The following is a 20,956-nucleotide window of genomic DNA, read 5'->3' on the forward strand; positions in this document are numbered from 1 at the left end:
GGCGATCGCGCGCAGCCGTCGCAAGGCACCTCTGCGCGGCGCAGCAGCGGGTACAGAAATTCCCCGTCGCCGATGACGTACGACCGCGAAGTCAGTGAACCGGGAAGGCGGCGATCCGAGCGTCGCTGGTTAGGGTGTCACTCCGTCGGCGACGATGATGAGACGCTCGCAACCGAACACCCGTCCGTTGACTGAGGTCCTCCGGCGCGTCCTCAGCCGACGCTGCCCGGTGTACCGATCGGAACCTGTACACCTACCCAGTTGCACGGTGTCCAGGTCCGCCATGCGACCAGTGCGCACTGCTGCTGGGGACTCAGCGACGGCGCACACGGCGGCGTCCCCGGCACCCCACACACGGCAGGGTCAGCCGACGCGGCACCCATACCCACGTAACCGCCGACACCGATCGAGGCTGCGGCGGCCCCGATCATCAGCAATCGTCTCAACATGTCCAGCCCTGCCTTCTGTCGTTCACGTCAGGGGTGTTGCGCTCGTCGCTGGAGCCGCCCCGACGGCTGTTGCTGCCACGGCAACGCGGCCACGCCGGGGTTCGAATCGTTTGGCATGCCCCGCTTTTGATCTTGAAGCTGAGCCGGTCCGCCCCAGCCGGGGCCCGCCCACAACACCAAGTTTGCGCGCGAGACGGCGGAATGGAATCAGGTGTTTCCCTATATTTCGAGCTCGCCTCAGCTAACCCGACAAGACGCGGTGGGAAAAGTACCGCTGGACAGTAGTACCAGCAGCGCTCCCGCCGACAGCCTCCTGAACTGCGGCTCTAGAAGTCCCAGTCCTCGTCTTCGGTGACGACGGCCTTGCCGATCACATACGACGACCCCGAGCCGGAGAAGAAGTCGTGGTTCTCGTCGGCGTTCGGCGCCAGCGCGGACAGGATCGCCGGGTTGACGTCGGTCTCGTCGCGCGGGAACAGCGCCTCGTAGCCCAGGTTCATCAACGCCTTGTTGGCGTTGTAGCGCAGGAACTTCTTGACGTCCTCGGTCAGCCCGACACTGTCGTATAGGTCCTGGGTGTATTCGACCTCGTTGTCGTAGAGCTCGAACAGCAGCTCGTAGGTGTAGTCCTTGAGCTCCTGCTGCTTGGCGGCGTCCTCCATGGCCAGCCCGCGCTGGTACTTGTAGCCGATGTAGTAGCCGTGCACGGCCTCGTCGCGGATGATCAACCGGATCATGTCGGCGGTGTTGGTCAGCTTGGCCCGGCTGCTCCAGTACATCGGCAGGTAGAAGCCGGAGTAGAACAGGAAGCTCTCCAGCAGCGTGGAGGCCACCTTGCGCTTCAGCGGCTCGTCGCCCTTGTAGTACTGCATGACGATCTCGGCCTTGCGCTGGAGGTTCGGGTTCTCCTCCGACCAGCGGAATGCGTCATCGATCTCGGCGGTCGAACACAGCGTGGAGAAGATGTTGCTGTAGCTGCGCGCGTGCACCGACTCCATGAACGCGATGTTGGTGTAGACCGCCTCCTCGTGCGGGGTCAGCGCGTCCGGGATCAGGCTGACCGCCCCGACCGTGCCCTGGATGGTGTCGAGCAACGTCAGGCCCGTGAACACCCGCATCGTCAACTGCTTCTCGTTGTCGTTGAGCGTGTTCCACGACGGGATGTCGTTGGACACCGGAACCTTCTCCGGCAACCAGAAGTTGCCCGTCAGCCGATCCCACACCTCGGCGTCCTTCTCATCCTGGAGACGGTTCCAGTTGATCGCCGAAACGCGGTCAATCAGCTTCATGCCATCACTCACGACAACCTCGTTTCCCCTGGGTCTTTGGATGGTCTGCAGCCGCCCTAAACGGTTCTGTTTCCCAATTGCGACACTACCCCTGGGGTCGGACATCTCGTGCCAACCCAACATGTTGATCTCACCGTGTCGCCGGCAACTTCGGCGAATTCTGCGCCCAGGGTTCTATCTTGGCCCTGTTTACGACCCACGTGAGAAATCGGTACCGAATCAGGCCGCCGAATCCGCGCGAGGTGCGCCGAAGAACCGGTATTCCGACGGGTCGAATTTGCGGGTGGCCAACCAGTACTGCCACGTCATGCCGCTCCACAACGTCCGGTTCACGCCGTGCTCGTCGAGGTACCAGCTCTGGCAACCTCCGGTGCTCCACACGGTGCCAGCCAGCTCGCCCTGCAACTCCTCGTTGTAGCGGTCCTGCGCCTCGCGCGTCGGGGCCAGCGCCTGCGCGCCGGCACGGTCGACCGCCGCGATCGCATGGGCGGCGTAGCGGATCTGCGACTCGATCATGAACACCACGGAGTTGTGACCGAGTGCGGTGTTCGGGCCGAGCAGGAAGAACAAGTTCGGCATTTCGGCGACGGTGATGCCGCGCAGGGCCGCGATGCCCTCCCGGTTCCACCGGTCGACGAGATCCTCGCCACGTGGGCCCTTGATGTGGACATAGGTATAGGAGTCGGTGACGTGAAAACCCGTCGCGAACACGACGACGTCGACCTCGCGTTCCGCCCCGTCGGCGGTGACGATTCCGGTCGGGGTGAACCGCGCGATGCCGTCGGTGATCACCTCGGTCTTCGGGTTCGCGACACCGACGTAGTAGGTGTCGGAGTTCAGGATCCGCTTACAGCCGGCGCGGTAGTTGGGCGTCAGCTTGCGGCGCAGTTCCTTGTCCTTGACCGACCGGCGGATGTTCCACTTGCCCATCAGCTCACCGATTTTCAGCAGGCGGGGCTGTTTGGTCATCGCGAAGCCGACGCCCTCGTGGGCCCAGTAGATACCCGCGCGCATCAGCGCCCGGGTGCCCGGCACGGTGGCGAACAAATTGCGCATCCACTCGGGGATCGGGTTGTTGGGCCGTGGCATCACCCACGCGGGTGTGCGCTGATACAGGTGCAACTCGGCGACGTCCTTGACGATCTCGGGCACGATCTGGATCGCGCTGGCGCCGGTGCCGATCACCGCGACTCGCTTGCCGGTGAGATCGACGCTGTGGTCCCACTCCGCGGAATGGAAAGCGGCGCCGGTGAATTCGTCGAGGCCGGGAAACTCCGGCACCAACGGAATGTGCAGACCGCCAGCGCCGGAGATCACGAACTGCGCGATGAACTCGCGCCCGTCCTTGGTGAAGACGTGCCAGCGGTTCTCGTCGTCGTCCCAGTGCGCACGGTCGACGTGTGAACCGAAGCGGATGTAGCGGCGCAGGCCGTACTTGTCGGTGACACCCTTGAGGTAGTCAAAGATCTCCGGCTGGAACGACCACATGTGCTTCCAGTCCGGCTTCGGCTCGAAGGAGAACGAGTACATGTGCGACGGGATGTCGCAAGCACACCCCGGATAGGTGTTGTCGCGCCACGTGCCGCCGATTTCGTCGGCCTTCTCCAGCATCAGGAAGTCGACGTTCTGACGCTGCAACGCGATAGCCATACCGAGGCCGCTGAAGCCGGTGCCGATGATCAGGGCGCGGGTGTGCACAGGTTGTCGGACGGTGATGTCGTCGGCCGTCTGCTCGGCAACGGTCATGGTCGGGTCTCCCCAATCTTCGATGTGGCCCGTTCCTGGGAACGCCGGTACCGGATACTTGAGCCCAGTCTCCGGCCTCGGCCGGAAGGTGTCAACGCGCCGTCAGGCGACGGGCTGCTGCTTGCGGACTGCGGTGTGAATGGGCTGGTCGGGTTCGATCTTGATGCCGAGCAGCTCGGCCGTGCCGTTGATGGCGCCCACCATGATCGTCGTCATGTGCGCGACGAACTCATCGGCTGGCATCCGGCGGGGGCGATCATCGTCGGCACCCAGCCACCAGTCCGTGGCTGAGGCGGCGGTGCCGAAGATCGCGAACGCGGCCAGCTCGAAGGCGGCGGGTTCGGGCGCCAGATCCTTCAGTTCCGCGCTGATCATGTCGGCGATGGCCAGGGTGATCTCGCTGCCCTTGTTGACGGTCGTCATCGCTGCCGCCGACTGGTCGGCGAACCGGCCCTGCAGAAGAAAGCGCACGACGTTCGGGTGGCGGTCGACGAGTTCGACGTAGTGCGCGACGCCGCGACCGACGATCTGGCGGGCCGAGTCTTTCTCCACGTCGATCGACGGAATGATCGCCGCCCACAGCATGTCCCGCATGCGCTGGCCGATCTCGGCGAACATGTCGGACTTGTCGGTGAAGTGCCGGTAGATCTTGGGTTTGGCGGTGCCGGCCTCCTCAGCGATTTCCCGCACGCTGACGTTGGGGCCGAGGCGGTCGATGGCGCGGAAGGCGGCGTCGACGATTTCGGCGCGCACCTTCTTGCGGTGCTCGCGCCAGCGTTCGCTGCGGGCGTCCACCTTGACACCCGGCTCACCACTCGAGCGTGGCCTGGACCCTCGTCGCACCCGGCCACTCTACCGCTCAAGCGGCGCTGACCTGCTCAGACCATGCCGCGCCGTGTTTCGCGGGGCGCTGGCCAGGCAACTCCGTCCGACAAGAGAGGCGGTCTCGCCGCAGGTAAGATCGCTGCGACAGCCGATCGACGAGACGAGATTCATGACCCAGCGATACGACCTGATCATCGCGGGTGGCGGGCCTTCGGGTTCGGCCGCCGCGTGGCAGGCCGCGCAGACCGGCGCGAAGGTAGTGGTCCTCGACAAGGCCGAGTTCCCCCGCGACAAGCCGTGTGGTGACGGGCTGACGGCCCGCGCGGTGAGCTACCTGCAGAAGATGGGGCTGGCCGACGAGGTCGCCACGTTCCACCGGGTCAACCGCGTCACGGTGTTCAGCCCCAGCCAGTGGGAGCTGTCGTTCCCGCGTCGGCCGGGCATGCCCGACCACGGCCACACCGTCAGCCGCACCCACTTGGACACGGTGCTGCTCAAGCACGCCGAGTCCGCGGGCGCCGAGGTGCGCCAGGGCGCGGAGGTGACGGGGCCGATCGTGGAGAACGGCCGGGTGGTCGGCGTGACGCTCAAGAGCGGCGAGAAGGTCCACGGCGACGCGGTGATCGCGGCCGACGGCGCCTATTCGCCGATCAAGCGGGCGCTGAAGATCGACTCGGAATACAACGGCTACTCGGCGATCGCGATCCGCTCGGAGATGCCCGCCAACCGTCCCGACTCCGACAGCCTCGACATCTACCTGAAGCTGGTTTTCGAAGGCGATCAGCTGCCGGGCTACGGCTGGGTGTTCCCGATGGGCAACGGCGTGTTCAACATCGGGCTCGGCTACGTCAACAGCTACAAGAACTGGCAGTCGATCAACGCGACGCAGTTCCTCGGCGAGTTCCTGCGCACGTTGCCGCCTGAGTGGGAACTGCCGCCGATCGAAGAGCTCAAGAAGAACAAGAGCGTGCGAGCGTGGCGCCTGCCGATGGGCTTCACCGCATGGCCGCCGTGGCGTCCGGGGGTGCTGTTCACCGGCGACTCGCTGGGCGCCGGCAAGCCGGCTTCCGGTGCGGGCATCTCCAAGGCACTGGAGTCGGGTCTGGCCGCGGGTGAATGTGCGATCGCCGCGCTGCAGAATGGCGGGCCCGACGACTTCACGAACTACGCGCAGCGGATGGAGGCGGCCTGGGGTCGGGAATACCGGCGCGGCCGCTACTTCCACAAGCTGCTCGGGTATCCCCGCTTCGCCAATGCCGGCATCAAGCTCATCGACAACGCCGCGTTCCGCGACCGGATGCTCAAGGCGCTGTACAAGAAGGCACAGGGGCCCCAGCACACGGTCAGGTGAAGCCGAACGGCTGGTTGTCGCGGGGACTTCGCAGATTCGCGTCCACGGCTCGGTATGGCGCGGCTATTTGGCGACGACCGTCAGCATGACCGCCGAGTCCTCGAGGGCCGAAAGGCTGTGCCGTTCCGCGGGAATCGCGATGTGGTCGCCCGCGATGCCGTCAACGGCGCCGCTCACGGCGTTCAGCCGGACCCGGCCGCGCAACACCAACAACGTTGCCTCGCCCGGGCTTTCGTGCTCATCGAGCCCGTGGCCCGCGGCCAGCGCCAGCAGGGTCTGCCGCAGCATGTGCCCTCGGCCGCCGTACACGGTGTGCGCCGAGCGGCCGGAGGAAGCGGCCTTCGCCGAGGTGAGCTGTTCATCGGCCATCGTCGACAACGACTGGACAGTCTGACTGGCCACGGGTTTTCCCTTCTCGCCCAGGCATTTACGGTCCCGGGCGCAACACCAAGCCGATCTCGCAGGAGCCACCGCGCGCATCGGGTACCACCGAAACCTGGTACCGCGCACCGATCGCGTCGGCGTTCAGATCGATCACTTCCTGAATGAGCCCCTGCTGCATGCCGCGGACTACCTCGGGCGCCGACGCGGCGACCTCGGCCAGCGGGCAGGTGCAGATCTGTACCGTCATCTCGCCGAACGAGGTCAACACCGAGCGCACCTGGAAACCGAGCTCGTTGAGTGTCAGCACGACGAGGTCGCCCACCGAGGTTTCGGCGCGCGGCCGCGCCAAGTGCACGCGATGCGCGAGGTCTGCACCGATGCGCAGTGCGCGCTCTTCGCGTTCCTCGACGGTCCCGCCCAGGTGCGCGGCGAACAGCGACACGATCTCCGCGTAGTCCAGTCGCGGCGCGATCTCGTAGGTCAGCCTCGGCCTGCCTGCCCCCCGGTTGCGCACACCGCCGCTGCGCCGGACGAAGCCCTGGCCCTCGAGCGTGCTCAGGTGAAACCGGGCCGTCGTGACGTGTATCTGCAAGGTGTCCGCGACGTGCTGCACGTCGACCGGTCCCGTCGCCGAACGCAACAGGTTCAGGACACGCTGTCGCTGTTGGCCTGCCGCCCGGTCGGGCGGAGTATCGCGGTCGTGGCGGGGCGCTGACATTCTCTGAGTCTGTCACGATGCCGGTACGACGCCGACGACCGCAACGGCGGTCAAGGCGCGCCGGTACCGATGGAACGTCTTGCGCATTCCAATGACGCGTTTGCGGGCTGCGCGGCGCCGAATCAGGTTGCCCACGATGCGCAGCGCTCCGCCCAACCCTTCGTCGGCCAGCACTCGCGCCGGGTTGAGCAGCGCCATCGGCGCATGGTCGACCGTCGCCACCTCGAAACCGGCATCGGTCAGCAGCGCAGACCATTCCGCCGTCGTCAACGGGCGGGCGTTGACCTTGATCGCGCGCGCCATGTCGCGGCGGATCTCGTCTTTGGTGTCCTGCGGGAGGGTGTCCGGCTTCAGACCCAGTTCGTGGATGGCGTACCGCCCGCCCGGCCGCAGCACGCGGAATGCTTCGGCGGCGATCGCCCGCTTGTCGCGGTCACCTTGCATGGTCAGCATCGCCTCGCCGATCACGACATCGGCGCTGCCCGAGGGCAACCCGGTGTCGGCGGCGTTGGCCACCACCACTTGTCCGTTGACAGGCGCGACGATCGTGCGTACGGCCTCCGTCGCGGCGGCAGTGTCGTCGACACCGACATAGGAGCGCGGCCGCAGGGCGACGATATCGCTCGCGGTACGGCCCAAACCGGGCCCGAGTTCCACGACGTCGGCACCCTGGACACCCGCCGCGGCGAGCAGGCGGGTGGTCAGTTCCAGACCACCGGGGCGCAGCACCCGCTTCCCCAGCCTCGCCAGCAGCCAGTGCCCCGGCAGATCGGCGTCGGACCGCTGGGCAAGTGGAAGGTTCTCTCTTCCAGTCATTTTCGTTGTCTCCTTCCGACAGCCGAGAGCGCGAAGATCGCGGTGAATATCACGCAGGCGTCCGCGGCGGCGCTCCGCTCGGCAGGTACCTGGCCGCGGTGTCGATGACGTACACCCAGAGCAGGATCGCTCGCCATGACCGGCTCCTTATTTAGAGGAAACTTTTCCGGTTAATGTAGACGGCGATACTGGATGAGGCAAGGCTTACCTTTGGGCCCTGCCGACTGGCGATTTTTGCCGCGCGAACGCAAGGTTCGCGTGCGGTTACTGGCGGCCCGGCGAACGCCGGACGGTCACATGTGCAGAGGGTCGACGCTGCAGCGCCGTTTGTGAATTTGACGACGTAAATTGCCGAAAAGCGTCGTCAGATTCACAAACGATGGCAGCGCTAGGTGTAGAGGGTCGACGCCGAGTGTCGGGTCAGCCAACATCAATCCGCATTTCGCGGGTGTCCACCCGACACTCGGCATGGCGGTCTCACAACATGCAGCTGACGCAGCCATCCACCTCGGTGCCTTCCAAAGCCATTTGGCGCAGCCGGATGTAGTACAGCGTCTTGATGCCCTTGCGCCAGGCGTAGATCTGCGCCTTGTTGACGTCGCGCGTGGTGGCGGTGTCCTTGAAGAACAGCGTCAGGCTCAACCCCTGGTCCACGTGCTGGGTGGCCGCGGCGTAGGTGTCGATGACCTTCTCGTAGCCGATCTCGTAGGCGTCCTGGAAGTACTCCAGGTTCTCGTTGGTCATGTACGGCGCGGGGTAATAGACGCGGCCGATCTTGCCTTCCTTACGGATCTCGATCTTCGAGGCGATCGGGTGGATCGAGCTGGTCGAGTGGTTGATGTAGCTGATCGACCCAGTCGGCGGCACCGCCTGCAGGTTCTGGTTGTAGATGCCGTGTGCCTGCACCGACTCCTTGAGGCGTAGCCAATCCTCTTGCGTCGGGATGCGGATGTCGGCGTCGGCGAACAGCTGACGGACCTTGTCGGTCTTGGGCTCCCACACCTGCTCGGTGTACTTGTCGAAGAACTCGCCCGACGCGTACTTCGACCTTTCGAATCCCTTGAAATGCGTACCGCGTTCGATCGCAATGCGATTCGACGCGCGCAGCGCGTGGTACAGCACGCAGTAGAAGTAGATGTTGGTGAAGTCGATGCCCTCTTCGGACCCGTAGAAGATCCGCTCTCGCGCCAGGTAGCCGTGCAGGTTCATCTGCCCGAGCCCGATTGCGTGGGAGTCGTTGTTGCCCTGCTCGATCGACGGCACCGATGCGATGTGCGTCTGATCCGACACCGCGGTCAGCGCCCGGATCGCCACCTCGACGGTCTGCGCGAAGTCCGGCGAGTCCATCGCCTTGGCGATGTTCAACGATCCGAGGTTGCATGAAATGTCCTTGCCCACCTTGGCATAGGACAGGTCTTCGTTGAACAGCGACGGCGTCGAGACCTGCAGGATCTCCGAGCACAGGTTGGAGTGCGTGATCTTGCCGTCGATCGGGTTGGCCCGGTTCACCGTGTCCTCGAACATGATGTACGGGTAGCCCGATTCGAACTGCAGCTCTGCCAGCGTCTGGAAGAACTCGCGCGCCTTGATCTTGGTCTTGCGGATGCGCGCGTCGTCGACCATCTCGTAGTACTTCTCGGTGACCGAGATGTCGGCAAACGGCAAGCCGTAGACACGTTCGACGTCATACGGCGAGAACAGGTACATGTCCTCGTTCTTCTTGGCCAGCTCGAACGTGATGTCGGGGATCACGACGCCGAGGCTCAGCGTCTTGATCCGGATCTTCTCGTCGGCGTTCTCCCGCTTGGTGTCCAGGAAGCGGTAGATGTCGGGGTGGTGCGCGTGCAGGTACACCGCACCCGCGCCTTGGCGTGCGCCGAGCTGGTTGGCGTAGGAGAACGAGTCCTCGAGCAGCTTCATGATCGGGATGACGCCCGAGCTCTGGTTCTCGATGTTCTTGATCGGCGCCCCGTGTTCGCGAATGTTGCTCAGCAGCAAGGCAACTCCACCACCGCGCTTGGACAACTGCAGCGCTGAGTTGATGGAGCGGCCGATCGACTCCATGTTGTCCTCGATGCGAAGGAGGAAGCACGAAACCGGCTCGCCGCGCTGCTTCTTGCCCGAGTTGAGGAACGTCGGGGTGGCCGGCTGGAAACGACCGTCCATGATCTCGTCGACCAGCTTCTCGGCCAGCGCGGTGTCACCGGCGGCCAGCGTGAGCGACACCATCACCACGCGGTCCTCGAACCGCTCCAGATAGCGCTTGCCGTCGAAGGTCTTGAGCGTGTAGCTGGTGTAGTACTTGAACGCGCCGACGAACGTCGGGAACCGGAACTTCTTGGCGTACGCGCGATCGAGCAGGCTCTTGACGAAGTTGCGCGAGTACTGGTCGAGCACCTCGCGCTCGTAGTAGTTCTCCTTGATCAGGTAGTCGAGTTTCTCGTCGACATCGTGGAAGAAGACCGTGTTCTGGTTGACGTGCTCGCGGAAGTACTGGTGCGCGGCCTCGCGGTCCTTGTCGAACTGAATCTTGCCGTCGGCGTCGTACAGATTCAGCATCGCGTTGAGCGCGTGGTAATCCATCTCGCCGGCCCCCGAAGCCGAATGCGTGGCCGGCGCGGCGGGCGCTACAGGCTCTGCAGCTGTGACGGTTGGTGACACGTCTGGTCCTTCCAAAACTCTTCCAAACCCGATCGGACGGCGTCGACGTCGTCCGGGGTTCCCATCAGTTCGAAGCGGTACAGGTACGGAACGCCGCACTTGCGGGACACGACATTGCCCGCGTAGGCGAACTCGGCGCCGAAGTTGTTGTTGCCCGCGGCGATGACGCCGCGGATCAACGACCGGTTGTGTTCATTGTTGAGGAACGCGATGACCTGCTTGGGCACATAGCCGCCGTCGTTGATGTCCGGTGTGGCGCGTCCACCCCCGTAGGTGGGTAGCACCAGCACGTAGGGCTCGTCGACCTCGATGCGTCCATGCAGCGGGATCCGGGTAGCGGGCAGGCCCAGCTTCTCGACGAAACGGTGGGTGTTCTCCGAGACGCTGGAGAAGTAGACGAGATTGCTCATCGCGCTCTCCCTTTCTGCCCGTCGGATACCCCTAAGCCGTCGCCGCGACCGCTCCGAGGGCCTTGATGCGGTCGGGCCGGAATCCGGACCAGTGCTCGTTGCCGACCACCACGACCGGGGCCTGCAGATACCCGAGCGCCATCACGTAGTCGCGGGCTTCGCTGTCGAGGGTGATGTCGACCTTCTCGTACGCGATGCCCTGCTTATCCAGCGCCTTGTAGGTCGCGTTGCACTGCACGCATGCGGGCTTGGTGTACACGGTGATCGAGTGCTGAGTCATCTGCGGTACGGCTCCTGTCGCGAACTGGGACTGGCAACTGGTCGAACACTTTCATCTGGCCGAGATTCATCGAATTTCAGCAGCCCGGAGACCCTGAAAATTCCTGTCGCCCGAGGCCACCGTCCGGTGTGCCTTGACGCCGACACGACCGGGTTCGGGGGCTCCGGCCGACCCTCAGCGAGCTTGGAATCGTGGGGGCCTGTCGGTGCTCGAAACACTACACCTAGTGTCCGACATTGCGAAGGAATACCAGATGTTCTGAATAACAATCTTGGAATTCCCAGGTCGTAAGCTCATCAGGCCCACCTCGCTCGGCGTGTCGCACGTCACACTCGGAGGTGTGTCGTGTACCTGCGGCAGGTATAGCAGTCGGCACCGACAACTCGATATGCATGACGGGCGGACAGCAAAGCGACCAAGGGCGTCGCCTAGGGCGTGGGATCGAATTCGAGCAGGCGGCGCTCGACCAGGTCGGCTCCGCGCGCGACGCCACCCGCCGATGCGAACCCGGCCGCGACCCGGCGCGCGCCGTCGACCCTCGTCATCGCTTCGTCGATCTTGCGCCGAAGCCGCGGTGCGGTCAGCTTCCTGCTCGGCAGCCGGGACCCGCAGCGCGCGACCTCAACGCGGCGAGCCACTTCGAACTGGTCGCGGCCGAACGGGACGACGCACACGGGCACTCCTCGCGCAAGTGCTTTCTGAGTCACTCCCATCCCGCCGTGGGTCACGGCGCAGACAGCCCGGTCGAGCACGGCGCCGTGCGCAACGAAGGTCCGCACGGTGGCGTTGTCAGGTATCACCAGGCCGTCGGGTACCCCACATGGGAACGTCGCGATGACATGTACCGGTCGGGTGCTCATGGCGGCCAACGCGGTCGATGGCAGAACAGCATCGGCCTGTCGCTCCGATGAAGTCGCGACCAGAACGATCGGGCGGTCGATGCCATCCAGGAACGAGACATCATCAGGCACATCGAATTCACAAGGCCCGATCATTTGAACTCGGTCGTCCCAATCCGGATGCGAGTATTCGAAGGGCTCGGCAGTCGCGACGAGGATGAGCGGCGCGCGGCTGACCAGATCCTGGCCCGACACAACGGATTTCGCACCTACCTGCGCGCACACGCGGTTGAGCGGTTCGCGCATGGCACGGTCGAATGTTCCAGCGACGAGTGGGCGCAGCGCCTCATCGCGAAGCCGACCCAGCGGTCCAGGCCATGGGCGCAGGCCGGGCCCGAAGGGCGGCGCCTTCCGCGATCTCAGAATCGGCGGGTAGGACCAAAACAATGCCCAGGGCATCGATGCCGCGTCAACGACGGCGGGTGCACCCCAGCAGTTCGAATCGATGATCGTGGCATCGGGGCATACCGACTCGATCGACGCGGCGAGATCCTCCACCTCGTATACCGCGCGTTCGGCGAAAGCTCGAAACGCGGCCCTGAGTGCGGCTCTCGGGTTGGCAGCGGTCCAGTCGTCCATCGCCACCGCCTCGATGCGCGGATCGAGGGCCGAGGATTCGAGCCCCAGCGCGCCGCCGATTCCGACTCCCTCGGACAACGTCCGCAGCACAACCCGGTGGCCGCGATTGCGCATTTCGACCAGCAGTGCCAGCAGCGGGTAGAGATTGCCGAAGGCCGGAGAGGTGTACGCCAAGATCGTGGCCACGGCTTCACCGGCCTCTTCGCTCCGAGGCCGTGCCGCTCCGGGGGCCGGCCCTTGAGCCGGAATTTTATCGGCTCACCCGCCAGCGCAGCTCGCATTCGGCAACCGGTCCCTTAGCCGACCTCGGCGGCCAGTTTGCCGACGATGTCACGCAGCCCGGCGACAACTTCCGCGTCCTCCCGCGGATGCCTGCCGTCGAGCGTGGCGGTCGGTATCGACAGCCGCAAATCCTCCACGACGCGCGGTCCAGCGATCGCGAAACTCTTGCGCGTCTCGTCGTGCGCCCACTGGCCGCCATAGCGCCCAAGCGACGCGCCGACGACCGCGAGCGGCTTGTCCTTGAGCGCGCTATCGCCGTAAGGCCGCGACAACCAGTCGATCGCGTTCTTGAGCACACCCGGGATGCTGCCGTTGTACTCGGGGGTGACCACCAGCGCGGCATCCGCATCCGCCGCGGCCCGCCGCAGCGCCACCGCCGGTTCGGGCACTCCGCCCTGCGCCTGGCCGTCGTCGATGTCTTCGTTGTAGAAGGGCAGTTCAGCAAGCCGGTCGAACAACTGCAGACGGATGCCCTCCGGAGCTGTCTCGACCGCAGTCTCGACCAGCTGCCGGTTGACCGATCCTGCCCGCAGGCTGCCCAACAGCACCAGCACCTTGGCGTTCGACGTGTCCGACATCTTTGTGTTCTCCTCGGTCGACGGTGAAAATCCTCGCACAGCACAACCGGACTGCAGTCCGAATCATTCCGGCTGAACTAAACTGCTGACATGGCCGCGCCTCGTCCCCTCAACGCGCTGCCGGTTTCCACCCCAACCCCTCCCGAGCGCGGTGACGCCGCTCGCAACCGCACGCTGATTCTCGACGCCGCGCGAAAGCTGATCGCCGAACGCGGCGCCGAAGCGGTCACCACCGATGACATCGCGACGGCCGCCGGCGTCGGCAAGGGCACATTGTTCCGCCGGTTCGGCAGCCGCGCGGGCTTGATGCTCGTGCTGCTCGACGAGGACGAGAAGGCCCAGCAACAGGCGTTCCTGTTCGGGCCCCCACCACTGGGGCCGGGCGCTCCGCCGCTCGAGCGGCTGTTGGCCTACGGCCGCGGCCGATTGGAGTTCGTGAACAGCCACCACGCGCTGCTCTCCGATGCCAACCGAGACCCCCAGATGCGGTTCAGCCCGCCCGCCACGCTGCACCATCAGCATGTCCGCGTGCTGCTGCAGGCCGCCGACACCACCGGCGACCTCGACGCGCAGGCCGCCGCGCTGCTCGCCCTGCTCGACGCGGACTACGTGCGCCACGAACTCAACGAGCGCGGCGCGACGCTCGAGTCACTCGCCGATGCCTGGGAAACGTTGGCGTGCAAGCTGTGCGGGCGATGAGCGCTTGCGCGAAGTGGGGGCACCACCCGCCCGAATGGCAGGGGGACAGACGGCTCCGATGAGACGCTGGATACTGCACGTCGACCTCGACCAGTTCCAGGCCGCGGTCGAGATCCGCCGCAACCCGGCGCTCGCCGGGCTGCCGATCATCGTCGGCGGCAACGGCGATCCGGACGAGCCCCGCAAGGTCGTGACTTGCGCGTCGTACCCGGCCCGCGCGTACGGGGTGCACGCGGGCATGCCGTTGCGCACCGCGGCTCGCAAGTGCCCGGATGCGACGTTCCTGCCGTTGGACACGGACGCCTACGATGCGGCTTCCGAAGAGGTGATGGACTTGCTGCGCAACTTCGGGCACCCCGTGGAGGTGTGGGGCTGGGACGAGGCGTACATCGGCGCCGACCTCGACGACTCGCAGACCCCGTTCGGGTTCGCCGAGCGGATCCGCGAGGTGATCGCAGCCGAGACGGGCCTGTCGTGTTCGGTGGGCATCAGCGACAACAAACAGCGCGCCAAGGTGGCCACCGGATTCGGCAAGCCGACGCGCGTGCCCGGGGCCGACGACGCGCCGGGCGTCTATCAACTCACCGACGAGAACTGGATGGCGGTGATGGGCGACCGTGCGGTGGACGCCGTCTGGGGTATCGGACCGAAGACGGCGAAAAAGCTTGCGGCCATGGGCATCACCACCGTCGCCGATCTCGCTGCCACCGACGCGTCGCTGCTCACCGCGACCTTCGGCCCCACGACAGGGCTGTGGATCCTGTTGCTCGCCAAGGGCGGCGGCGACACCGACGTCAGCGCCACACCGTGGGTGCCGCGCTCGCGCAGCCATGTCGTCACCTTCCCCACCGACCTCACCGAGCGCTCCGAAATGGACAGCGCCGTCGTCGATCTCGCGCAACAGACCCTGAGCGAGGTCGTCGGGCAGAACCGGGTCGTCAGCCGGGTGGCCGTGACGGTGCGGACGAAGACCTTCTACACCAGGACAAAGATCCGCAAGCTACCCGCACCGACGGTCGACGCCGAAATTGTCACCCGAACCGCACTCGATCTCCTCGGCCAGTTCGAGCTCGACCGACCCGTCCGATTGCTGGGCGTGCGGCTGGAACTGACGCCGCCCGAAGGCGGGTACTGAACCAATGCTGCACACGGTCGCGATCCGCGGATACCGGTCACTGCGCGACATCGTCCTACCGCTGGCGGGACTGACCGTTGTCACCGGCGCCAACGGGACGGGTAAGTCGTCGCTGTATCGCGCCTTGCGCCTGCTGGCCGACTGCGGCCGCGGCGAGGTGATCGGGTCACTGGCGCGCGAGGGTGGCCTGGAGTCGGTGCTGTGGGCGGGTCCCGAACAGCCCAGCGGCGCCCGTCGCACCGGACGCGTCGAGGGCACGACGAGGACCGGTCCGGTGTCACTCGAAATGGGTTTTGCATCAGACGATTTCGGCTACCTCGTCGACCTGGGCCTGCCGCAGATGGCGGGCCACGGATCGCTGTTCGGGCGCGATCCGGAGATCAAGCGAGAGGTCGTGTTCGCGGGTCCGGTCATGCGTAGCAGTTCGACGCTGGTGCGCCGAACCCGCGAATACGTGGAGGCGAGCGCGGAGTCCGGGCGAGGGTTCGACAAACTGTCCCAGTCGCTACCGCCCTACCGCAGCGTGCTCGCCGAGTTCGCCCATCCCGGCGCACATCCCGAACTCGCCGCGGTGCGGGACCGGTTGCGCAACTGGCGTTTCTACGACGGATTCCGGGTCGACGCCGCGGCGCCGTCGCGACAGCGCACGGTCGGAACCAGGACCCCGGTCCTGTCCGACGACGGCAGCGACCTGGCGGCCGCGATCCAGACCATCCTCGAAGCCGGCTTCGACGACCTACAGCGGGCCATCGCCGACGCCTTCGACGGCGCCTCGGTGTCGGTGGCCGTGCACGACGGGTTGTTCGATCTGCAGTTGCAGCAGCGCGGCATGCTGAGACCGTTGCGGGCGGCCGAATTGTCCGACGGCACACTGCGATTCCTGCTGTGGGCCGCCGCGCTGCTCAGCCCGCAGCCCCCGTCGCTGATGGTGCTCAACGAGCCGGAGACCTCGCTGCATCCGGACCTGGTCCGTCCGTTGGCGTCGTTGATCCGTGCAGCGACAGGAGGCACCCAGGTCGTCGTCGTCACCCACAGCAAGGCCCTGCTCGAGTACCTCGACACCGTTCCGGTCGGTGACGGCGGCGATGCTGTGGAGATCTCGCTGTACAAGGATCTCGGGGAGACGCGTGTCGACGGGTTGGGCATGCTGTCTGCTCCGCCGTGGGACTGGGGTCGGCGTTAGCGGCGCGCCGCCGGTCGCAGTGCCTTGGTGAACAACACGTTCGCCTGGCGCATCGCGACGCTGTACGGCCACCACATCGTGCGCTTGAACAGATACAGCGCCCGGATGTCGGGCGAGGTGTAGATCAGGAACCGGTTACGGCGAACGCCTTTGAGGATGCACTCGGCGGCGTGTTCCGGTGACACCGCGTGGCCGCCGAACCGGTCCGTCCACCTCTTCACCCGGGGGTCCTCGCGGTCCACCCCGGCGATCTGAACCGTCTGCACCAGCGGCGTTTTCACCGCGCCGGGCACCACCACGGAAACCCCGATCCGGTGTCGGGCCAGATCAAAGCGCAACACCTCCGACATCCCGCGCAATCCGTACTTGCTCGCGCTGTACGCGGCGTGCCATGGCAACGCCACCAGTCCGGCCGCCGAGGACACGTTGACGAGTTGACCTCCGGTGCCCGCCGCGACCATCGGCGGCACGAACGCCTCGATGACGTGGATCGGACCCATCAAGTTGATGTCGACCATCGACTTCCAGTGCTGGTGCGTCAGCGTGGACACGGTGCCCCACGCCGATACCCCGGCGATGTTCATCACGATGTCCATCGCCGGGTGGCGGGAGTGGATGTCGGCGGCGAACGCGGCCACCGCGTCGTAGTCGGAGATATCAAGAGCTCTGTACTCGGGCACCTCGGCGCCGAGCGAGCGCGCGTCGGCGACGGTCTTCTCCAGGCCCTCGGCGTCGCGGTCGGTGAGATAGAGTTCGGCGCCCTCGGCGGCCAACTTCAACGCGGTCGCGCGGCCGATGCCGCTGGCGGCCCCGGTGAGAAAACAACGCTTGTTCGCAAAGCCGGGGTGCGCCATGGCGGTGAGGATACTGTGTTCAGCCCTGCGGCCGGCCGGACGGTTCCGGACTCCCCCAGAACGCCGCAACCCAGAGTCGCTCCAGCGCGTCGATCGCTCGATTCGGATCGATACCGCGGCCCACGAAGGTGCTGTCCTGGGTCAGCGTCATCGTCGTCGTCGCGGCCAGGGTGCGAACGAGTGCGGGCAGGTCATCGGAGATCGGGCGCGCGTCGACATCTTGTTCGAGCAGCGTGATGAGTTTCTCGATGATGCCGTCGTAGAAGTCGTCCATCATCTCGCGGATCTTGGCGTCGGTGTTGCGAGCGACTGCACACGCCGTCAACACGGGGTCGTCATTGGCGTATACGGCCGCGGCGCTGCCGACCATGCGCTTGGCGAACGCCTCCGGCGTCTCTCCCGGCTCACGCGGAGCGAAGTGGTGGGTGAGGCTGTCGAGCATCTCCCCCGCGTCGGCCAGGATCACCGCGAGCACCGCGTACTTGGAGTCGAAATAGAAGTAGAAGCCGGACCGGGCGACCCCGGCACGCTCGCTGATCGTGCTGACCGACAGGTCGGCGAACGGACGCTCCTGAACCAGTTCCCGGACGGCGTTGATGATCGCGTCGCGCTGCCGGTCGCCGCGGCTGCGACGCGCCTGCGGCGCTGGTTGAGCAGTCATCGCCCTAGACCTTCGCACCGCGGCGCGCCAGGACAAAACTTGACATGCGTCAAGTGTGCCATTCAGGATGAGGATGAGAGTGACAACGGCCACAGTCTTTCTGCGCAGGAGCATGCCAATGACGACGACCATCAACACCAAGGATTACCTGCTCGACCAAGCCAAACGCAGGCTGACCCCGTCGTTCAACAACTTCCCGGGCATGGGCCTGGTCGAGCGCAGGCTGCTCAACACCGACTTTCCGCAGAAGCCGATGGCGTTGCCACCGGCGGGTAGCGACCTGAAGCCGGTCATCGGCGACGCAGGCCTGCCGATCATCGGCCACATGATCGAGATGTTCCGCGGCGGGCCGGACTATCTGCTGCACGTCTACCGCAAATACGGGCCGCTGTACTACGGAGATTCCCCGGCCTTGCCGGCCGTCGCCGCGCTGGGCCCCGACGCCGCGCAGGCCGTCTACTCCAACCGCAACAAGGACTTCTCCCAACAGGGCTGGGTACCGGTGATCGGGCCGTTCTTCCATCGCGGACTGATGCTGCTCGACTTCGAGGAGCACATGTTCCACCGGCGGATCATGCAGGAGGCGTTCGTCCGCAGTCGCCTGGTCGGCTATCAGGAGAAGGTCGACAAGGTGGTGTCTCAGGTCATCGCCAAGCAATGGGTGGCAAACGACCCGCGCTTCCTCATGTATCCGGCCATGAAGGAACTGACGCTCGACATCGCGTCGATGGTGTTCATGGGGCACGAGCCCGGCTCCGACAAGGAATTGGTGACCAAGGTGAACCAGGCGTTCACCACCACGACGCGCGCGGGCAATGCGATCATCCGCAAGCCGGTGCGGCCGTTCACCTGGTGGCGCGGCATGCAGGCCCGCAAGCTGCTGGAGGATTACTTCGAGGAGCGGGTCAAGGAACGTCGCGGCAAGGAGGGCTCCGACCTGCTGACGGTGCTGTGCCACACCGAGGACGAGCACGGCAACAGCTTCACCGACGAGGACATCGTCAACCACATGATTTTCCTGATGATGGCCGCGCACGACACGTCGACGTCGACGGCCACCACGATGATCTACCACCTGGCCAAGCACCCGGAGTGGCAGGACCGCTGCCGCGACGAATCCGACCGCCTCGGCGACGGCCCCGTCGACATCGAGGCGCTGGAGAAGCTGGAGTCGCTCGATCTGGTGATGAACGAGTCGATTCGGCTGGTGACGCCGGTGCAGTGGGCCATGCGCCAAACCGTGCGCGACACCGAACTGCTGGGCTACTACCTGCCGAAGGGCACGAACGTCATCGCCTACCCGGGCATGAACCATCGGCTCGAGGAGTTCTACCCCGAGCCGATGAAGTTCGACCCGGAACGTTTCACCGAGCCCCGCAACGAACACAAGCAGCACCGCTATGCGTTCAGCCCGTTCGGCGGCGGTGCACACAAGTGCATCGGCATGACGTTCGGTCAGTTCGAGGTGAAGACCATCCTGCACCGGTTGCTGCGCAAGTACCGGCTCGAACTGCCGCGCCCGGATTACACGACGGAGTGGGACTACGGCGGCATGCCGGTACCCAAGGACGGCATGCACATCGTGCTGCGCCCGCTGCGCTGACCTTCGGCGATCAGGCCGCAGTCAGCAGGCGGTTCGCGCAGGCGATGACGGCGCTCAGTGCCGACTGTGTCGGATCGTCGGACAGCCCCATCGCCCATTCGGACCGCATACCGTCGGAGCCGCGGATGAAGGTGGCCGTGCGTTCGCCCGCGTGCATCTGGTGAAAAGCGGTCATCTCCAGTGCGATTCCCCGGTCGTAGAGCATCGATGTCAGCGCGGCGACTGGGCCCGGCGCGGCCGCCGACGTCGTGCAGATCCGGTCGCCGATCGCCAGTGTCGCCTGATACTGGCGCGCCTGAGGCCCCAGCCGGGTAGCGGGGCGGTCACCGTCGATGCAGCTCCAGTCGCCCAGCCGCAATGGACCTGAACTGGGCGCATACTCGGCGACAAACGATTCGAAGGACATCGCGTAGGCCTCCTCCCGCAGGCCGCGCGGCATCGGGGCGTCGATGTGAGCCGCGAACGTGGGCGACGCTGCGCTGGTAGCGGATTCGGTTGCGAACGAGGTGGTCATGTGCCGATCTCTTCTTCGAAAGGAAGCGACCGACAGGGAAAGCTACGTAGCGACGACCCACAGCGAGGGGTCGGTCAGAATCAGACCCCGCTGCGGGTTGCTACTACGAGTCGCCTCGGCACGCGTCCGATCGTAGACGCACGCGCACACGGCTGCAAAGACAATTCCGTTCGCCTCCATGGCTCGTGACGCGCCCCTTGGCCGTAACGTGTGGCTGATGTCGGCCAGTCATGTGTCATCCGCATGGCTGGAGCGTTGTTCGGGCCACGGGTGAACTGGGCGCTGCTGTTCGCCGCCGGCATTCTCGGCGGGCTCACCGGCAGCATCGCCGGCCTCGCCTCGGTGACCACTTATCCCGCCCTGCTGCTGTTCGGCCTGGCGCCGGTGACGGCCAATGTGACCAACACTGTGGCGCTGGTGTTCAACGGCATCGGTTCGGTGTTGGGCTCGCGGCCCGAACTCGAGGGCCAGGGTCGCTGGATCAGGCGCACCCTGCCGGTCGCCGTGCTCGGTGGCGCGGCGGGCGCCGCGCTGTTGCTCTCCACGCCCGCGGAGGGTTTCGAGAAGGCCGTGCCGATCCTGCTCGGCGTCGCCTCGCTCGCAATCCTGCTGCCGCGCCGGATATCCACCGAAGCACAGGTAGCCAGTCACCTGCGGCACCGAACCGGAGTGCTGTTCGAGGTGTCGGCGATCTTCTTGATCTGTGTCTACGGCGGCTATTTCGGCGCGGCGGCCGGTGTGCTGCTGCTCGCGCTGCTGCTGCGCGCGGCTCCCGCGTCGCTCCCCCAGGCCAACGCGGGTAAGAACGTGGTCCTCGGCGTGGCGAATACCGTTGCGGCCGTGATCTTCGCGTTGCTGGCGCCGGTGCATTGGTGGGCGGCGCTGGTGTTGGGCCTCGGCTGCCTGGTCGGGTCGCGGCTGGGCCCGATCGTCGTCCGGCACGCACCCGCCGGCCCACTGCGCGTGGTGATCGGCGCGGCGGGCGTGGCGCTGGCGGTCAAGCTGGGAATCGACGCCTACGGTTCCTAGCGCGAGCAGAC

21 protein-coding genes are annotated in these 20,956 nt (G+C 65.8%); 6 read left to right on the top strand and 15 right to left on the bottom strand.

The features are described 5' to 3' along the window. Positions 1–212 precede the first annotated feature (212 nt). The 4 genes from AU187_RS25805 to AU187_RS20205 form a co-directional block, all read right to left on the bottom strand. A complete protein-coding gene (locus AU187_RS25805) occupies positions 213–449 on the bottom strand; it encodes a hypothetical protein (RefSeq protein ID WP_156428049.1) in 237 nt (78 codons plus the stop codon). 326 nt (positions 450–775) lie between these two features. Next, the gene (nrdF, locus tag AU187_RS20195; protein WP_059100827.1) at positions 776–1,738 is read right to left on the bottom strand and encodes a class 1b ribonucleoside-diphosphate reductase subunit beta; all 963 of its coding nucleotides are present in this window, start codon (positions 1,736–1,738) and stop codon (positions 776–778) included. A gap of 219 nt (positions 1,739–1,957) precedes the next feature. Further along, a complete protein-coding gene (locus AU187_RS20200) occupies positions 1,958–3,484 on the bottom strand; it encodes a flavin-containing monooxygenase (protein ID WP_059100828.1) in 1,527 nt (508 codons plus the stop codon). A 102-nt stretch (positions 3,485–3,586) separates the two neighbouring features. Next, positions 3,587–4,327: a TetR/AcrR family transcriptional regulator gene (locus AU187_RS20205; RefSeq protein WP_059100829.1), complete on the bottom strand. Its 741-nt coding sequence runs from the start codon at positions 4,325–4,327 to the stop codon at positions 3,587–3,589. Positions 4,328–4,478: 151 nt separating this feature from the next. Between AU187_RS20205 and AU187_RS20210 the strand changes: the two genes are divergently transcribed. Next, positions 4,479–5,660, top strand: a complete 1,182-nt coding sequence (locus tag AU187_RS20210; RefSeq protein ID WP_059100830.1) for an NAD(P)/FAD-dependent oxidoreductase — start codon at positions 4,479–4,481, stop codon at positions 5,658–5,660. A 63-nt stretch (positions 5,661–5,723) separates the two neighbouring features. On the opposite strand, the gene AU187_RS20215 is transcribed toward AU187_RS20210, so the two are convergent. The 8 genes from AU187_RS20215 to AU187_RS20250 all read right to left on the bottom strand — a co-directional run bounded on the left by AU187_RS20215 (position 5,724) and on the right by AU187_RS20250 (position 13,267). Continuing rightward, a complete protein-coding gene (locus AU187_RS20215; RefSeq protein ID WP_502687779.1) occupies positions 5,724–6,062 on the bottom strand; it encodes a cupin domain-containing protein in 339 nt (112 codons plus the stop codon). 25 nt (positions 6,063–6,087) lie between these two features. Beyond that, entirely contained in the window at positions 6,088–6,762 is a 675-nt protein-coding gene (locus AU187_RS20220; RefSeq protein ID WP_059100832.1) for a helix-turn-helix transcriptional regulator, read from the bottom strand. Positions 6,763–6,774: 12 nt separating this feature from the next. Beyond that, complete coding sequence (locus AU187_RS20225) at positions 6,775–7,578, bottom strand: class I SAM-dependent methyltransferase (RefSeq protein WP_059100833.1); 804 nt, start codon at positions 7,576–7,578, stop codon at positions 6,775–6,777. 477 nt (positions 7,579–8,055) lie between these two features. Next, on the bottom strand, positions 8,056–10,161 hold the full coding sequence (gene nrdE, locus AU187_RS20230) for a class 1b ribonucleoside-diphosphate reductase subunit alpha (RefSeq protein ID WP_172800324.1): 2,106 nt from the start codon (positions 10,159–10,161) through the stop codon (positions 8,056–8,058). A gap of 44 nt (positions 10,162–10,205) precedes the next feature. Then, positions 10,206–10,649, bottom strand: a complete 444-nt coding sequence (gene nrdI, locus AU187_RS20235) for a class Ib ribonucleoside-diphosphate reductase assembly flavoprotein NrdI (protein WP_059100835.1) — start codon at positions 10,647–10,649, stop codon at positions 10,206–10,208. Between the two features lie 31 nt (positions 10,650–10,680). After that, the gene (locus AU187_RS20240) at positions 10,681–10,929 is read right to left on the bottom strand and encodes a redoxin NrdH (protein WP_059100836.1); all 249 of its coding nucleotides are present in this window, start codon (positions 10,927–10,929) and stop codon (positions 10,681–10,683) included. A gap of 428 nt (positions 10,930–11,357) precedes the next feature. Beyond that, entirely contained in the window at positions 11,358–12,593 is a 1,236-nt protein-coding gene (locus AU187_RS20245; RefSeq protein ID WP_059100837.1) for a nucleotide disphospho-sugar-binding domain-containing protein, read from the bottom strand. Positions 12,594–12,703: 110 nt separating this feature from the next. Next, a complete protein-coding gene (locus tag AU187_RS20250; protein ID WP_059100838.1) occupies positions 12,704–13,267 on the bottom strand; it encodes an NAD(P)H-dependent oxidoreductase in 564 nt (187 codons plus the stop codon). Positions 13,268–13,357: 90 nt separating this feature from the next. Here AU187_RS20250 and AU187_RS20255 point away from each other — a divergent pair, with 90 nt between their 5' ends. From AU187_RS20255 to AU187_RS20265, 3 genes are read left to right on the top strand one after another with little or no spacing between them, the layout of a single operon-like run. Further along, positions 13,358–13,966 (top strand): TetR/AcrR family transcriptional regulator, encoded by a 609-nt coding sequence (locus tag AU187_RS20255; protein WP_059100839.1) that lies wholly within the window; start codon positions 13,358–13,360, stop codon positions 13,964–13,966. Positions 13,967–14,024: 58 nt separating this feature from the next. Beyond that, a complete protein-coding gene (locus AU187_RS20260; protein ID WP_059100840.1) occupies positions 14,025–15,101 on the top strand; it encodes a DNA polymerase IV in 1,077 nt (358 codons plus the stop codon). Positions 15,102–15,105: 4 nt separating this feature from the next. Then, complete coding sequence (locus AU187_RS20265; RefSeq protein WP_059100841.1) at positions 15,106–16,284, top strand: AAA family ATPase; 1,179 nt, start codon at positions 15,106–15,108, stop codon at positions 16,282–16,284. On the opposite strand, the gene AU187_RS20270 is transcribed toward AU187_RS20265, so the two are convergent. Continuing rightward, positions 16,281–17,138, bottom strand: coding sequence for an SDR family oxidoreductase (locus tag AU187_RS20270; protein WP_059100842.1), 858 nt, complete (start codon positions 17,136–17,138; stop codon positions 16,281–16,283). The two genes, AU187_RS20265 and AU187_RS20270, sit on opposite strands and share 4 nt — an antisense overlap. Before the next feature lie 19 nt (positions 17,139–17,157). Further along, the gene (locus tag AU187_RS20275) at positions 17,158–17,799 is read right to left on the bottom strand and encodes a TetR/AcrR family transcriptional regulator (RefSeq protein WP_059100843.1); all 642 of its coding nucleotides are present in this window, start codon (positions 17,797–17,799) and stop codon (positions 17,158–17,160) included. A 118-nt stretch (positions 17,800–17,917) separates the two neighbouring features. On the opposite strand from AU187_RS20275, the gene AU187_RS20280 reads away from it, so the two are divergent. Further along, positions 17,918–19,402 carry a cytochrome P450 gene (locus AU187_RS20280; protein WP_059100844.1) on the top strand — a complete coding sequence of 495 codons (1,485 nt, stop codon included), beginning with the start codon at positions 17,918–17,920 and terminating at the stop codon, positions 19,400–19,402. A gap of 10 nt (positions 19,403–19,412) precedes the next feature. Here AU187_RS20280 and AU187_RS20285 read toward each other — a convergent pair whose 3' ends face one another. After that, on the bottom strand, positions 19,413–19,916 hold the full coding sequence (locus AU187_RS20285; RefSeq protein ID WP_172800325.1) for a 2-isopropylmalate synthase: 504 nt from the start codon (positions 19,914–19,916) through the stop codon (positions 19,413–19,415). A gap of 243 nt (positions 19,917–20,159) precedes the next feature. On the opposite strand from AU187_RS20285, the gene AU187_RS20290 reads away from it, so the two are divergent. After that, on the top strand, positions 20,160–20,945 hold the full coding sequence (locus AU187_RS20290; protein WP_059100845.1) for a sulfite exporter TauE/SafE family protein: 786 nt from the start codon (positions 20,160–20,162) through the stop codon (positions 20,943–20,945). Positions 20,946–20,956 lie beyond the last annotated feature (11 nt).

Source organism: Mycobacterium sp. IS-1556, assembly GCF_001499985.1.
Taxonomy (GTDB): domain Bacteria; phylum Actinomycetota; class Actinomycetes; order Mycobacteriales; family Mycobacteriaceae; genus Mycobacterium.